Source organism: Paenibacillus pabuli (genome assembly GCF_039831995.1).
GTDB lineage: Bacteria > Bacillota > Bacilli > Paenibacillales > Paenibacillaceae > Paenibacillus > Paenibacillus pabuli_C.
In genome coordinates this window covers 493,953-508,249 of the sequence record NZ_JBDOIO010000004.1, presented here as the reverse complement: position 1 = coordinate 508,249, position 14,297 = coordinate 493,953, and the positions used below count along the sequence as shown (strand labels likewise).

Here is a 14,297-nt window from a genome sequence, read left to right as displayed (position 1 = left end):
CGATCAGTGCCGGATTAACGTTTGGAACGAACTGCCGAACTGCTTCTGCTTTTGAACAAATGGATGTTCTCCAGAGCTTTACCTGTTCCGATTGCTACACAATCGAGTGGATTTTCAGCTACGATGACCGGCATACCTGTCTCACCAGCCAGCAGCTTGTCCAGATTGCGGAGCAAGGCGCCGCCGCCAGTCAACACGATACCGCGGTCCATAATATCTGCCGCAAGCTCAGGAGGACATTTTTCCAAAGTTACTTTAACAGCTTCAACAATAGCATTTACCGTATCTGCCAGAGCTTCGCTGATTTCATCCGATGTAATCGTGATGGTCTTAGGCAGGCCTGTTACGAGATCGCGACCGCGAATTTCCATCGTTTCCACTTGTTCCAGTGGCATAGCTGATCCGATTTCCATTTTCAACTGTTCAGATGTACGCTCACCAATCATCAGATTGTACTGACGTTTAATATACTGGATGATTGATTCGTCCATCTCATCACCAGCTACACGAACGGAACGGCTTGTTACGATCCCCCCGAGGGAAATCACTGCCACTTCTGTCGTTCCGCCACCGATGTCCACAACCATGCTGCCTGTTGGTTCCCATACCGGAAGATCTGCACCAATGGCAGCTGCAAATGGCTCTTCAATCGTGTATGCTTCACGCGCACCGGCCTGTTTGGTTGCATCTTCAACCGCACGTTGTTCTACTGCTGTAATTCCGGATGGCACACATACCATAACGTTCGGATGACGCTGGAACATCGAGCGCTGTTTTTGCGCCTGGCGAATAAAATATTTGATCATCGTTGCCGTTGTATCAAAATCGGCAATAACGCCGTCTTTCATCGGACGAATGGCACGAATGTTACCAGGAGTACGTCCGATCATTTTCTTTGCAGATTCCCCAACAGCCTCAATGCTCTTGGTATCTGTCCGCAGAGCAACCACCGAAGGCTCCCGCACCACAATTCCTTTTCCACGTACATAAACCAGCGTATTCGCTGTCCCCAAATCAATACCCAAATCTTTCGTAAAACCACCAAACATGACGTAATCTCCTTTTCTGCCTCATATAGCCGCCCTATCAACGTTCAGAGCGTTTCATTTTCATTTCCTCTGCAATACAGCAGGGTTCATCATTCATTTAAATGTGTTGCATCTGTAAAGTGAACCTATCTTCTACGGACAACGCCGTCAATATTCATAGGAAAACATCAACGCCAACCATTATATTATACTAAGCCCTTCTCCTTCAAACTTACGTATGTTCCATCGCCGATAATGATGTGGTCCAGCACATCTATTCCCACGATTGAACCTGCTTCGATCAGCCTTTTGGTTATTTGGATATCCTCAGGACTGGGCGTTGGATCACCACTCGGATGATTGTGTGCGCATACGATCGAGGCACTGCTGCATTTGATGGCAGCACGAAACACTTCACGTGGATGTACAATTGAAGCATTAAGGCTGCCCATGGAGAGTGTTTCCTGGGCAATAATATGATTTTTGCTATTCAGGAAAAGGCACACAAAGTGTTCCTTCTGTAAGTAACGCAGCTGCTCGAGCAGAATATCTGCTGCATCACGAGGTGTACGGATGGAAGGAGATTGTACCCGTCTACTCTTCGCAATCCGGTGACCAAGTTCAATACCAGCCTTGAGCTGAACCGCCTTGGCCATACCAATTCCTTTCATTGCAGTCATCTCGTTCAGACTCATATCCATTAACGGACGAATGCCACCTGCTTCGGTGAGAATACGCTGTGCCATGTGCACTGCTGATTCCTGCCTTGTACCCGTCCGAAGTAAAATAGCCAGCAGTTCTGCATGGCTTAAAGCGCCCGCCCCATATTCCATCATGCGTTCTCTCGGGCGTTCTTCATGGGGGATGTCGCGCATCATGTACTGAGGCGACTCCATATATTCCCTCTTTTCACATCGTCATTTCCTACCATCAGGCTCGCGGCAGCACATGGACTCCGAATCCATCCAACATATCGCTGAGCAGGGAAAGAGGCAAGCCCACTACATTAAAGTAGCATCCTTCAATGCGGTCTATCAGTGAAGCGCCAATTCCTTGAATCGCATACGATCCTGCTTTGTCCATAGGCTCGCCTGTTTGGACATACGCCCCGATCGTTGCCTCGGACAGCTCCTTCATCGTTACCTCCGTCTGCCGATAATGCACAACGGACTTTCCATTTCCGGCATCAATACATGCCACACCAGTGAACACATGATGTGTACGTCCCTGGAGTCTTGCTAGCATATGTTCAGCATCCTGTTGATCCACAGGTTTGCCCAGAATGTCTCCATCCAGCACAACGACAGTGTCACTGCCTACAATGATAGCGTCCTGTTCCTGACCTTCAAGAGCACGATAGACGGCCATCGCTTTGCGCATGGCGAGTTCCTGAACCGTCTGCTCTGGTGTCCATTCCGGCGGTGTATCTTCATCCGCATGGCTTGGTATTACTTTGAAAGCTAGTTGAAGTGAAGCGAGCAGATCCTTGCGCCGTGGCGAAGTGGAGGCCAGAATAATAGGGCGCGATTGTGATTTATTCAAAATAAACGGCTCCTTATGCTACGGCGACATCTGTCCCAATCACCATAGTAGATGTCATTCGCTTAGTTTCGTCGTCAAAAATCGTCATTCTCCTACAGTCTACGATACAGCCATACAGCCGCAATAATACCAATCAAACTGAGGAGGCTCATTTGAAATTGAAATGAAATGTCATAACTGATAATATCCAGATCAGCCTGCGGTGACCAACGTATGGTCGTGGCTTTGGTTAGAATGGCAACAGCCTTGACTGGCTGCAGTGCCTTGGCGATCCACGCTCCGGCCATCCAGCCGAGCAGAAGAAACAGTATTAACATGCCGAAGTTTTTTTTCATCGGTTATCTTCCCTCGCCATTTTTTGACACCCACATTATTATACGGGGTTTTGTACGTCAATACAAACACAAATCCGGCAAGGGGAACTATTTCCAGTTCCTTGCCGGACAGGGATTTCGGGGCTGTGTTAGGGGAAGAAAATCTTATTGCTTAATCCCCTCAAGCCATTTTTTCTGTTGCAGGACATAATCCATCAGATCCGCTTGTACAGCCCACATGTGTACATCGGAGGGATTTTTGTTGTACTCGGCCACTGCCGTAATTGCGCTGTTCATCGATTTTTCCATGGCTGAAACCATCGGTACCGCTTCTTGTCCGAGACCTGCCGAGAGTTTTCCCACCCCTGTTGTCCAAGCCTGGTGCTGATTCTGTAATGCGGTCATCGTTTCCGCGCCTACAGGCTCAGGATTTGCTTGACCAAGCTGCCCGATGGACAATGTGGATAGCTGCTCCACCAATGCGTTGCTGCTGCTGAAGAAAAGCTGAACATCCTCCTGATTCATACCGATAGCAGCAGCGTCCACTGCAGGATATGCAATCTCTTTGACATACAACTCTACGCCCTCTGCTTTGAGACGGGAGCTCAGCAGTTTAGCTTCCTCACGGTCAGAAGAGATGCCTGCATACACCCGATTCCCATCGTCCGGATCCGTTCCTGCGGCAATTCCAGCCTGTGAGAGTTCAAGCTTAGCCTGTTCAGCACGTTCAGGTGAACTAAAAACGCCATACTGAAGCGCATAGTAGCTGCCTCCGCTAAGCGCTGACTGTGCTTGTTGGTCCGTCCCTGATTGACCCTGCACTCCCGTTACACTCGATACTGGTTGATTGGTTTGAGGAAGTACCTCTGGGCCTGTTCCTTCCCGATTAAAAAACGAAAGAATAACCATACCGAAAAGGGCACCGGTGACCAGCGCTCCCGTGACCGAACCAATCATCTTCCAGCCCCTCGGAGGGCGATTTCGCTTGTAGGAGTAATTATCACGATCCGCCATCCAGTCATGGCCCACATCATTACTGTCATCGGGAAGCTCTCTCTCGTTTTCGTCAGGATACACCGCTTGATCCGAATAAACATACGTCGACTGTACAGGACCCGAGTTCCGTTCATTTCTCTGTTCAGACTCCAGTATGCTTGTCCCGCTCAGCGTGGTCTCTCCCCAATCTACAGGGATATCCTCCGGTGTCCATGAAGGCGTAGGATCCATCCTTGCTGTACTTTGCGATATCTCATCCGATAAGGATGGAAAGGTTCCAACCACCTTCTCATCCTTATGATCCGGCTTGTCCGACTCGTTCTCCCCAAAACGAAACGTCATTCTAGCATTGCTCACCCCGTACCCTCTCCTTTGTCCCATTTATATCAGCTATATGCTTGGAGACAATGAAAGATTCCTAGAAATTCAAAAACCCGCCTGCTTCTTGACGAAGACAAGCGGGTCAGAAAATAGCTTATTTCAATCCTTTGGCGAGTGTATCGCCGACTTTCCAAATGTCCCCTGCACCCATCGTGAGTACAAGATCTCCCGGCTGCAGACGATTCTGCAAATCTGCTACAACTTCTTCTTTGGTAGGGAGATAACGAGCAGCAGCATTACTGTTCTGAACAATCAGTTCAACCAGTTTAGCGGAGTGCACACCTTCAATCTGTTTTTCTCCAGCCGGAGAATAGATATCGGTGATAAGTACCTCATCTGCTTCCGCAAAAGCACGACTAAACGCATCCAGCAGGAAAAAGGTACGCGTATATCTCTGCGGTTGGAACACCGCAATAATACGTTTCCCTGTCGCTTTCGCAGCACTGATGGTCGCTTCAATTTCAGTCGGATGATGAGCATAATCATCGATGACCAGAATATCCCGTGCTTCACCCAGCACCTGGAATCTGCGTTTTGCCCCATGGAACTGGATGATGGCTGCCGTGATTTTCTCGAACGGAATACCTGCTTCCAGACAGGTAATGACCGTAGCCATGGCATTGTAGACATTATGTTTGCCTGGAACAGAGAGCTCCACCGTTCCCAGTACGTTACCCTGGTGGCTCATGGTGAAGGAGATTCTACGATCGCCCAGTACAATATCCGACGCCATATAATCGGCTTTCTGATCAATGCCGTATGTCGTGATTCGGGATTTCAGCTCAGGTAGAATGCTCTGAACGTTCTCATCATCCGCACAGACAATCGCTGTACCTTCCGGACGAATTTGACTCAAGAATTGTACATACGCCTTTTTGAGCTCCTCAAAGTCACTATTGTAATTCTCCAAATGATCGGCTTCAATATTGGTCACAATTCCAAGCCATGGATGATATTGCAAAAACGATCCATCGCTCTCATCCGCTTCGGCCACAACCCAGTCACCTTGGCCCGCCTTCGCATTAGTTCCCAAATTCATGATTTCTCCGCCAATGATATAGGTCGGGTCTGTATCGCATTTGTCCATGACAAGTGCAATCATCGAGGAAGTTGTCGTTTTGCCATGGGCACCAGCAACCGCAACGCCTTTGCGCTCATTGAGCAGGCGCGCCAGCATTTGTGCACGGTGAAGAATCGGAATATTAAGCTGCTCTGCTGCCACCCGCTCCACGTTATCCGCCGGAGCTGCTGTAGAGTAGACCACAAGATCTGCTCCATTTACGTGTTCTGCCGTGTGTCCGATATATATTTTCGCTCCCTTGGCTGCCAGCTTCTCAGTCAATTCCTGTGAAGCAACATCCGATCCGGTAACGGTGTATCCCATCTCCAACATAACTCGTGCGATGGCACTCATGCCGTATCCGCCAATCCCTATAAAATGAACATGTTCTGATGTATTTAACAAAACTTTCACCAACCTTTTTCAGAATCGGTTTGATGCAAAAGGGCTGCCCTCACATCTGCAATGAGATACAGTGTGCCGGACACCACCCCCAGATCTTCCGCTTCCGTCCGTGACTTCAATAGATCAAGTGCCTTCGCCCAATCGGGCTCGACGATGATTTCCAGATCCTGCTTCGCAATGGCGGGACGTACCCGCTCGACGATTTGCAGCAACTCTGCTGCATCCATCTTGCGTCGGAAATCTGGCTCGGTCAGGATCAGCGTATCCACTAGTGGCAGTATATGCTGCAAATACGCTTCGTGATGCTTATTCGCCAGCATGCCCATCATCAAATTTAACTTGTTGTGAGGATATACGTCGACAATGCTCTTGGCCAGTGACTCCGCCCCTTCCGGATTATGCGCACCATCCAGTACAATTCGGGGTTCGTCAACGACCTTCTCGAATCGGCCAGCCCAAAAGGCATGCTCCAATCCAAGAGCAATATCTCTGTCATCCAGCATAAATGCCATGTACTGCCTGAGCAATTCAAGCACCATAAGAGCACCCGCAGCATTATCAATCTGATGAATGCCCTGCATTCGAATACGAGCATCCATCTCGCGGAACGGTCCTGCAAAATGAAAGGATTGACCATTCTCATCACTATGGAGTCTATGGTAAGAGAACTGTTCTCCCGACAAATACACAGTTGATCGGACCTGCTGGGCCTTTTCCTTAATTACCTTAACAGCCTCAGGCTGCGTAACACAGGTGACAACAGGTACGCCTGGTTTGATAATGCCTGCTTTTTCTCCTGCGATCGCTTCGATGGTATCTCCCAGGACATCCGTATGATCCATACCGATATTCGTAATGACCGAAACTACTGGTGTGACGATATTCGTTACGTCCATCCTTCCCCCCAGTCCAGTCTCCCATACTACAACATCCGGATAACACTCTTCTGCATAGTACAGAAGTGCGAGGGCTGTAGACACCTCGAACATGGTAGGTGATCCAAGAGCAGTAGAGGCCATATCGGCGACCAGAGGATGGAGACGATTCGCCAGCTTCAGCAGTGTCTCTTCCGGAATATCCTCACCGTTGTACTGAAAACGATTCGTGAATTTCGTGATATACGGAGACGTAAACGTTCCGACATCATATCCCGCCTGAAGCAGCACTGACGTCAAAAAAGCGCAAGTCGAACCTTTTCCGTTCGTTCCCGCGACATGAATAAATTTGAGACGCTGATGAGGATTACCGAGTAGTGACATCAACTCCACGATTCTTTCCAATCCGGGTCTGATGCCAAAAGGAATAAGGCCATTGATCCAGTTCACAGCCTCGTCATAGGTATGCAGAGGGGCATGTAAGCCCGTGCCATTAAGTTCCGTCATATGTTTCACCTTCGGTCCCGAGTTTGATTGAAAAAAGCGGCCGGATGGCATGTTTCCTCTCCATCCGACCCAGAAATATTAACCTTTCAGTTCCTTGATCCGGGCGATAACTTTATCCCGTTTATCCGAATAATCCGCTTGTTTGGCGCGTTCTTCCTCAATAACCTTGGCTGGTGCCTTGGCTACGAAGCCTTCATTCGCCAGCTTTTTCTCTACACGGAGTACTTCACCTTCAAGGTTCTGTAACTCTTTCTCCAGGCGAGCCACTTCCTGCTCAATATCAATCAGTCCTGCCAGCGGCAAGTACAACTCAGCTCCCGTAATAACAGCACTCATTGCCTTGTCCGGTGAACTCAGGTCCAGTCCGCTGTCGAACTCGGATGTATTGCAGAATCGTTGGATGTAATGGCTGTTGCGTTCTATGATGCTGTATGTCTCAGTGCTGTTCGCTTTTACCATCAGTTCAATCTTTTTGCTCATCGGCACGTTTACTTCTGCACGAATGTTCCGTACGGCACGAATGGTATCCATGAGCAGGTTCATCTCGGCAACGGCTTCCGTATTCTCCAGCGCAGGATCATACACTGGCCAAGAAGCAAGTGTAATCGTCTCGCCTTCATGAGGCAGATGCTGCCAGATTTCTTCCGAGATGTATGGCATAAACGGGTGAATCAGGCGCATGGTGTGATCCAGGACGTAAGCGAGTACCGATTGTGTTTTTTTCTTGGCAACCGGATCTTCACCGTAGAAGGACAGCTTGGCAAATTCAATATACCAGTCACAGAGGTCATCCCAGATAAAGTTGTACAGCAATCGTCCTGTTTCCCCAAATTCGTATGCTTCGATTAGACGCGTAATATCGCGGGAAGTTTCGTTTAGACGGTGCAAAATCCAATAATCGGCTGTTCCAAGCTCTCCGCTGATGTCGCGATCTTCGAAAGTAAATCCTTCCAGATTCATCAGTGCGAAACGTGATGCATTCCAGATTTTGTTGGCAAAGTTACGTGCCTGTTCTACCCGCTCCCAGCGGAAACGAAGATCCTGGCCTGGCGTGCTGCTGGTGGAGATCATATACCGCATCGCGTCTGCACCGTATTTCTCAATAACATCCAGCGGATCCACACCATTACCGAGTGATTTGGACATTTTGCGGCCATCCGCATCACGAACAAGACCATGCATCAGAACATCTTTGAACGGAATTTCGTCCGTGAACTCCAGAGCTGTGAAGATCATCCGTGCAACCCAGAAATAAATGATGTCATATCCGGTTACAAGCACACTTGTCGGATAGTAGCGTTTCAGATCTTCTGCATCTTCCGGCCAGCCGAGCGTGGAGAAAGGCCACAATGCAGAACTGAACCACGTATCCAGAACATCTTCATCCTGTCTCAGCTTGCGACCAGCGTACTCTGGCAGCGTTGTTGGATCTTCAGCAGATACAATAATTTCACCAGTCTCATCGTCGTACCAGGCAGGAATGCGATGTCCCCACCACAACTGACGTGAGATACACCAGTCACGAACATTTTCGATCCAGTTCAAATACGTTTTCTCAAAACGATCCGGAACGAAGTTTACGCCTTCACCGTTCTGCTGTTTTTGAATGGCTCTTTCTGCGAGAGGCTTCATCTCAACAAACCATTGTGTGGACAAATAAGGCTCAACCACGGCTCCCGTCCGTTCGCTGTGTCCAACTTGGTGTGTGTGATCCTCAATGTTGATCAATACACCAAGTTCCTGCAAATCGGCAACAATCTGCTTGCGGCAGTCGCTGCGATCCAGACCCTGATATTTGCCTGCTTCAGCATTCATGGTACCTGTCTCATCCATTACTGTGATCTGAGGCAGGTTGTGGCGAAGACCCACTTCAAAGTCATTCGGATCATGTGCAGGCGTAATTTTTACAGCACCGCTTCCGAATTCCTTATCTACATAATCATCGGCAATAACCGGAATCTCCCGGCCAATGATCGGCAGGATCAGCGTTTTGCCAATCATATCTGCATAGCGTTCATCTTTTGGATGAACAGCAACCGCAGTATCACCGAGCATCGTCTCCGGACGAGTCGTCGCCACTGTAACATAACCGCTTCCGTCTTTAAGTGGATATTTCAGATGATACAGGTGTCCTTGAACTTCTTTGTACTCCACCTCAATGTCAGACAATGCAGTACGGTTCACGGGATCCCAGTTGATAATACGTTTGCCTCTGTAAATCAGGCCTTTCTCATATAGTTGAACAAACACTTTGCGCACAGCTTGGGAAAGCCCTTCGTCGAGCGTAAAGCGTTCACGTGAATAATCCAGTGACAGCCCCATTTTACCCCACTGCTGACGGATCGTTGTCGCGTATTGGTCTTTCCAGTCCCACACTTTATCCAGGAATTTCTCGCGTCCCAGATCATAGCGGGTCAGACCTTCTTCACGCAGCTTTTGCTCCACTTTGGTTTGAGTCGCAATTCCTGCATGGTCGGAACCTGGGAGCCACAGTGCATCATACCCTTGCATCCGTTTGGTCCGGATCAGGATATCCTGCAGGGTAAAATCCAGTGCATGCCCGATATGAAGCATACCTGTTACGTTCGGGGGTGGAATTACAATGGTATACGGCTCAGCATCCTTGCGCTGTCCAGCCTTGAAGTATCCACGCTCTGTCCAGGTGGAATACCATTTCTGCTCCGCAGCTTTCGGATCATACGTAGTCGGCATTTCTGTTGCAGCTGATTTTTTTTCTTCAGACATGTGTCATTCCTCCGTTACTTAATCATCATCGCCAAAAAACAAAAAAACCTTTCATCCATCAAAGGACGAAAGGTTAGCTTTCGCGGTACCACCTTTGTTTCACGCAGACAGAAAGAAACAACATGCCTTTCTGAGGCTATCGTGACACTTCAAGCAGATAACGGCTGCTACCGGCCCATCCTACTTCAGGAACAAATCACGATGACATATTTCATCGTTCCTCATATTCAAACAGGCAACTCCCGGGCGACTTCGATCAGTTGGTTCCTGCGGAATTTCTCAGCGCTGCAATCCCGCTCTCTGAAAGGCCTTGCTGTCTACTACTCCCGTTCGACGTTGTTCTTCAAAAAACCTAAAGACATCATACCCTGACCGTGCCCGATAGTCAACCTGACAACAGCGGAAACGGGCGTCAGCCCTGCATCTTGGTCTAAAAAGCTGCAAAAACCCGCAATCCTTATGAGATTGCGGGTTGGTACGCCCGTTATTTTACAAGTCAGAGGTCAGGGGATGTATAAAATCTGCCCCTCTTCAACGACCTGTTCAGACAAACGATTGTATAACTGGAGCTCCCTGGTACTCAATTGATACCGGTCAGCAATGGTATCCAATGTCTCTTCCCGCTGGACAATGCACAGTTTCACTTTGCGGAATGGCGTCTGATCCACAATCGTGCCCAAAAACAGGTTCTTCCACTGGACATCATCAGCCTGGTAAGCTTCTTCCTGTACGGAGCCAGCGACCGACTCGTCCTCCCGATCCGTTTCTGTATCCCGGACGGATCTGCCCGAGGACAACAGGGACGAGATGCCAACCCCTTCTTCCTGTCTTGGTGAAGACTCCTTTTTGCTGCCAAACGCAACTTTGAGCTCTGGCTTGTCTTCTGTCTCAGCCACAGGTTCAGGAATGAACGAAACAGGCTCCGAAGATTCCTCGGCATCCACTGCTTTCAGTGTAGAAGGTCTTTCTCCCTCGGCAGACTCCAGTTCAGACGCTGCAAATACATCCTGCCAATTCTCTGCCGGAGTCTCAGCCTCCGCCTGATCTTCCTGCGGCGAACCCGACCTGGAAGATTCAAAATTCCAAACATTCGATACAGCCAAGTCTTCCGATGGTTGTTGGTTCAGCTCCGTGTTAGTATGTAAGGTCTCCACGGAAGGCTCGGCCCAGACAGATGGTGATTCTTCGGCCAATGGTAACAATGGCTCTGACTCCGGATAAGAAGCCAGTCGGTCTGCAGTTTCCGCCATAAAAGAAGAGACTGGTGAAGGCGAGCCGGGTACTTCATTATCGGCTGCTTCATCTTCTTGGGTGATTAAAGAAGGGGCATTTTCTTCAGCAGGTGGTCTATTCTGACTGTTTTCCTCATTTTGATTTTCGATCGTATCAGCATAGAGCTGTTCGGATGCAGGGTTTAACGGTGTAACCGGCTGCGTATCATCTTCATAACGAGTACTTTCATCAGCGGCTTGCTGCAGATTCCCTGGGACTTCTTCTGCGTACAGCGAATCGGCCGTTATAGGCAGCCCTTCCTCTTCGCTGCGTTGAAGCAGATATTCCTGTGCAAAGGTGTTCAACCCAGCATCTGCATACTCTTCTTCCGGGGAGCGGTTACCCTGCTGCGGATCAGGGGAGTGTACCACGGTAAACTCTTCTGCTGACCAAGCCTGCGGCTCCTCGACAGGAAAGCCCTCTATGCCACGCAGTGACAACACGCCTGTAATATTCAAGCTTCGGCTGGATAACAAATCCACATCAAAGTTTTCAATCTCAATCGAGATATCCTCAAGCGATCTTACCCGATTCAGGGGAACCGTGATCTCAACCGGAATAAAATGTTTCAATTCCTCCGAGATCTCGTTCTCTCCCCGATACGCACCTGTAAGCAAAAGATGGCCTCGCAACGTTGCATGATCATCCTGACCGATGACTTGAATACGCGGGTATAACTCAATTTCCTCCAGTTCCTCAATGGCAGGGACTCCCTCGGACAAATGAACGCGCTCATAAATATCGAACCGCAAACCATAAGGTTGATTCAACAAAGGTGGCGTCCTCCTTTCGGCATATGTTCACCATGATCCTTCTCATGGGACTGATCCATGGTCCAAATCCTTCGTTACCCCATCTATATGCCATGGATGAGATGAGCATGCCACCTTTGTTCAAACCTTGCCTTTTTATTGGACCTTGCGTTCCCGCTGTGCGAGCTGTTCAAAATCGGAAGGCCACGGATCATGAACTTCAATCAGTGCCCCGGTAAGCGGATGATTAAACCTTAACACTTCTCCATGAAGAGCCTGGCGTCCAATTGCATCAGCCCGGCCTCCATACAGCTGATCGCCAACAAGCGGGTGTCCGGCATAACTCAGATGTACCCTGATCTGATGCGTACGTCCTGTATCCAGTATCAAACGCACAAGTGTCGCCTGTTCCCATACGTCTACAATCTCTACATGCGTTACTGCTTCCTGCCCACTCTCGGAAACACGTCTGCGCTGCTTGTGGTGCCTGTCCTTGCCTATGGGAGCATCAATTTTGCTGAGTTTTGGAGAAACCTGACCTTCAGCAATGGCTACATACTGACGCCCAATGTCTTTGCGACGCATCGCCTCATCCAGCTTGGCCAGGGTAAAGGCATTTTTGGCATATAAAACGGGACCCGTTGTATCTTCATCCAGACGATGAACGTGGCGCACACAGGTGTCGATACCATTGATCTCATAATAAGAAGCGACGGCATGATCCAGTGTAATGGCATGATCGGCACGTGTTCCATCCGGGTGAAGCTTCATACCTGCAGGTTTGTGCACAACCAGACTAAAATCATCCTCATACAGCACATCGATATCAGCCCACCGGGGTTCAACATCAATGGGCTGAGATGCAAAAAGGGCCAGCCGAAGCCGGTCCCCTGCCAATTGAATTCCGTGATTTGCCTTGAGCTGACGAAGCAGTTTTTCCGGAAACGAAAGTTCAGTGAGCAGCCATTGCTCTGCTGCAAGCTGTTTGTCTGAACTGCCTGTTACCACCTTGCCTGGCATCAGCTCAAGCCATTCTCCACGACGTTTCCAACTTTTGATCGTCATAGAGATTGAAGAGCCTTACGGTTCGCTTCAATCGTATCGTCAATGTCCTGCTCTGTGTGCACACCAGAGACGAACATGCCTTCAAATTGCGAAGGTGCCACACTTACACCTTGATCAATCATGGCTGCAAAGTAACGAACAAACTGATCCAGATTGCTTGCTTTGGCTATATCGTAATTGGTGACAGGTACACCGCTGAAGAACGGACATACCATGGAGCCAACACGGTTAATCGTTACTGCAATGCCCGTCTCTGCTGCATTCTTTTCGAAGCCAGCCTGCAAACGTGCCGATAACGTCTCCAAACGATCATAGACTTCCGGTGTCAACAGTTTGAGTGTCGTGTAGCCTGCTGCCATTGCCAGTGGGTTACCACTCAGTGTTCCCGCCTGATAAATCGGACCGGTTGGAGCGATCTGCTCCATCAGATCCCGACGACCGCCATAAGCCCCGACCGGCAGGCCGCCGCCGATAACTTTACCGAGACAAGTCAGATCGGGCGTAACACCGAATCGACCCTGTGCACAGTTCAAGCCTACGCGGAAACCGGTCATTACTTCGTCAAAGATAAGCAGGCTGCCGTACTGGTTGGTCAGACTGCGCAAGCCTTCAAGAAAGCCCTCCGCCGGAGGTACAACGCCCATATTCCCAGCCACAGGCTCGACAATGACAGCAGCCAGTTCCTCACCATAACGTTCAAAGGCAAGGCTAACCGATTCCAAATCATTGTAAGGTACCGTGATCGTATTAGTAGCCACTCCTTCTGGAACTCCAGGGCTGTCTGGCAATCCAAGGGTAGCGACACCAGAACCCGCTTTGATCAGCAAGCTGTCCGCATGTCCGTGGTATGAACCTTCAAACTTCAAAATTTTGCTGCGACCCGTTACACCACGTGCCAGCCTAATGGCACTCATGGTCGCTTCCGTACCCGAGTTCACCATCCGCACAATATCGATGGAAGGCACGCGTTCGCAAACAAGCTTAGCCATCTCTGTTTCCAGCAGCGTTGGAGCACCAAAGCTCGTTCCTTTCAGAGCTGTCTCACGCAGTGCTTCAACGACATCAGGATGGGCATGTCCCATGATAAGCGGTCCCCATGAGCCTACATAATCAATAAATACGTTGCCATCAATATCGTAAATTTTGGATCCTTCTCCGCGTTCTGCATAGATCGGGGTAAGTCCTACCGATTTAAAAGCCCGAACGGGACTGTTTACGCCTCCAGGTATGTACTGCTTGGCTTCTTCGAATGCGCTGCGTGAGCGCTCATCGTTGCGTCTTTTTCCTGATTGTGCAGTCATGAACATCCTCCTTAATATAAAGGCCCCGCTTGTATATGAACAGTAATCTGATCC

The 14,297-nt window shown here is 49.3% G+C and carries 11 protein-coding genes and 1 other annotated feature; all 11 genes read right to left on the bottom strand.

The features are described 5' to 3' along the window. Window positions 1–14: 14 nt before the first annotated feature. The 11 genes from ABGV42_RS21860 to hemL all read right to left on the bottom strand — a co-directional run bounded on the left by ABGV42_RS21860 (window position 15) and on the right by hemL (window position 14,243). Window positions 15–1,049, bottom strand: coding sequence for a rod shape-determining protein (locus ABGV42_RS21860; protein WP_095293312.1), 1,035 nt, complete (start codon window positions 1,047–1,049; stop codon window positions 15–17). Between the two features lie 185 nt (window positions 1,050–1,234). Continuing rightward, window positions 1,235–1,924, bottom strand: coding sequence for a RadC family protein (gene radC / locus ABGV42_RS21855; RefSeq protein ID WP_347383668.1), 690 nt, complete (start codon window positions 1,922–1,924; stop codon window positions 1,235–1,237). Between the two features lie 34 nt (window positions 1,925–1,958). Then, the gene (locus ABGV42_RS21850; protein ID WP_347383667.1) at window positions 1,959–2,570 is read right to left on the bottom strand and encodes a Maf family protein; all 612 of its coding nucleotides are present in this window, start codon (window positions 2,568–2,570) and stop codon (window positions 1,959–1,961) included. 92 nt (window positions 2,571–2,662) lie between these two features. Further along, complete coding sequence (locus tag ABGV42_RS21845) at window positions 2,663–2,905, bottom strand: DUF4321 domain-containing protein (protein ID WP_095293309.1); 243 nt, start codon at window positions 2,903–2,905, stop codon at window positions 2,663–2,665. Window positions 2,906–3,049: 144 nt separating this feature from the next. Then, window positions 3,050–4,237 (bottom strand): SPOR domain-containing protein, encoded by a 1,188-nt coding sequence (locus tag ABGV42_RS21840; protein ID WP_347383666.1) that lies wholly within the window; start codon window positions 4,235–4,237, stop codon window positions 3,050–3,052. A gap of 118 nt (window positions 4,238–4,355) precedes the next feature. Beyond that, on the bottom strand, window positions 4,356–5,675 hold the full coding sequence (gene murC / locus ABGV42_RS21835) for a UDP-N-acetylmuramate--L-alanine ligase (protein WP_347384456.1): 1,320 nt from the start codon (window positions 5,673–5,675) through the stop codon (window positions 4,356–4,358). A 56-nt stretch (window positions 5,676–5,731) separates the two neighbouring features. Further along, window positions 5,732–7,108 (bottom strand): bifunctional folylpolyglutamate synthase/dihydrofolate synthase, encoded by a 1,377-nt coding sequence (locus tag ABGV42_RS21830; RefSeq protein WP_347383665.1) that lies wholly within the window; start codon window positions 7,106–7,108, stop codon window positions 5,732–5,734. A gap of 78 nt (window positions 7,109–7,186) precedes the next feature. Next, window positions 7,187–9,853: a valine--tRNA ligase gene (locus tag ABGV42_RS21825; RefSeq protein ID WP_347383664.1), complete on the bottom strand. Its 2,667-nt coding sequence runs from the start codon at window positions 9,851–9,853 to the stop codon at window positions 7,187–7,189. Window positions 9,854–9,911: 58 nt separating this feature from the next. Beyond that, window positions 9,912–10,196: a binding site (T-box leader), on the bottom strand. A gap of 160 nt (window positions 10,197–10,356) precedes the next feature. Next, on the bottom strand, window positions 10,357–11,898 hold the full coding sequence (locus ABGV42_RS21820; protein ID WP_347383663.1) for a LysM peptidoglycan-binding domain-containing protein: 1,542 nt from the start codon (window positions 11,896–11,898) through the stop codon (window positions 10,357–10,359). A gap of 135 nt (window positions 11,899–12,033) precedes the next feature. Continuing rightward, a complete protein-coding gene (locus ABGV42_RS21815) occupies window positions 12,034–12,942 on the bottom strand; it encodes an RluA family pseudouridine synthase (protein WP_347383662.1) in 909 nt (302 codons plus the stop codon). Continuing rightward, window positions 12,939–14,243, bottom strand: a complete 1,305-nt coding sequence (hemL, locus tag ABGV42_RS21810) for a glutamate-1-semialdehyde 2,1-aminomutase (protein WP_347383661.1) — start codon at window positions 14,241–14,243, stop codon at window positions 12,939–12,941. Before hemL ends, ABGV42_RS21815 begins: the two co-directional genes overlap by 4 nt. Between the last annotated feature and the right edge of the window lie 54 nt (window positions 14,244–14,297).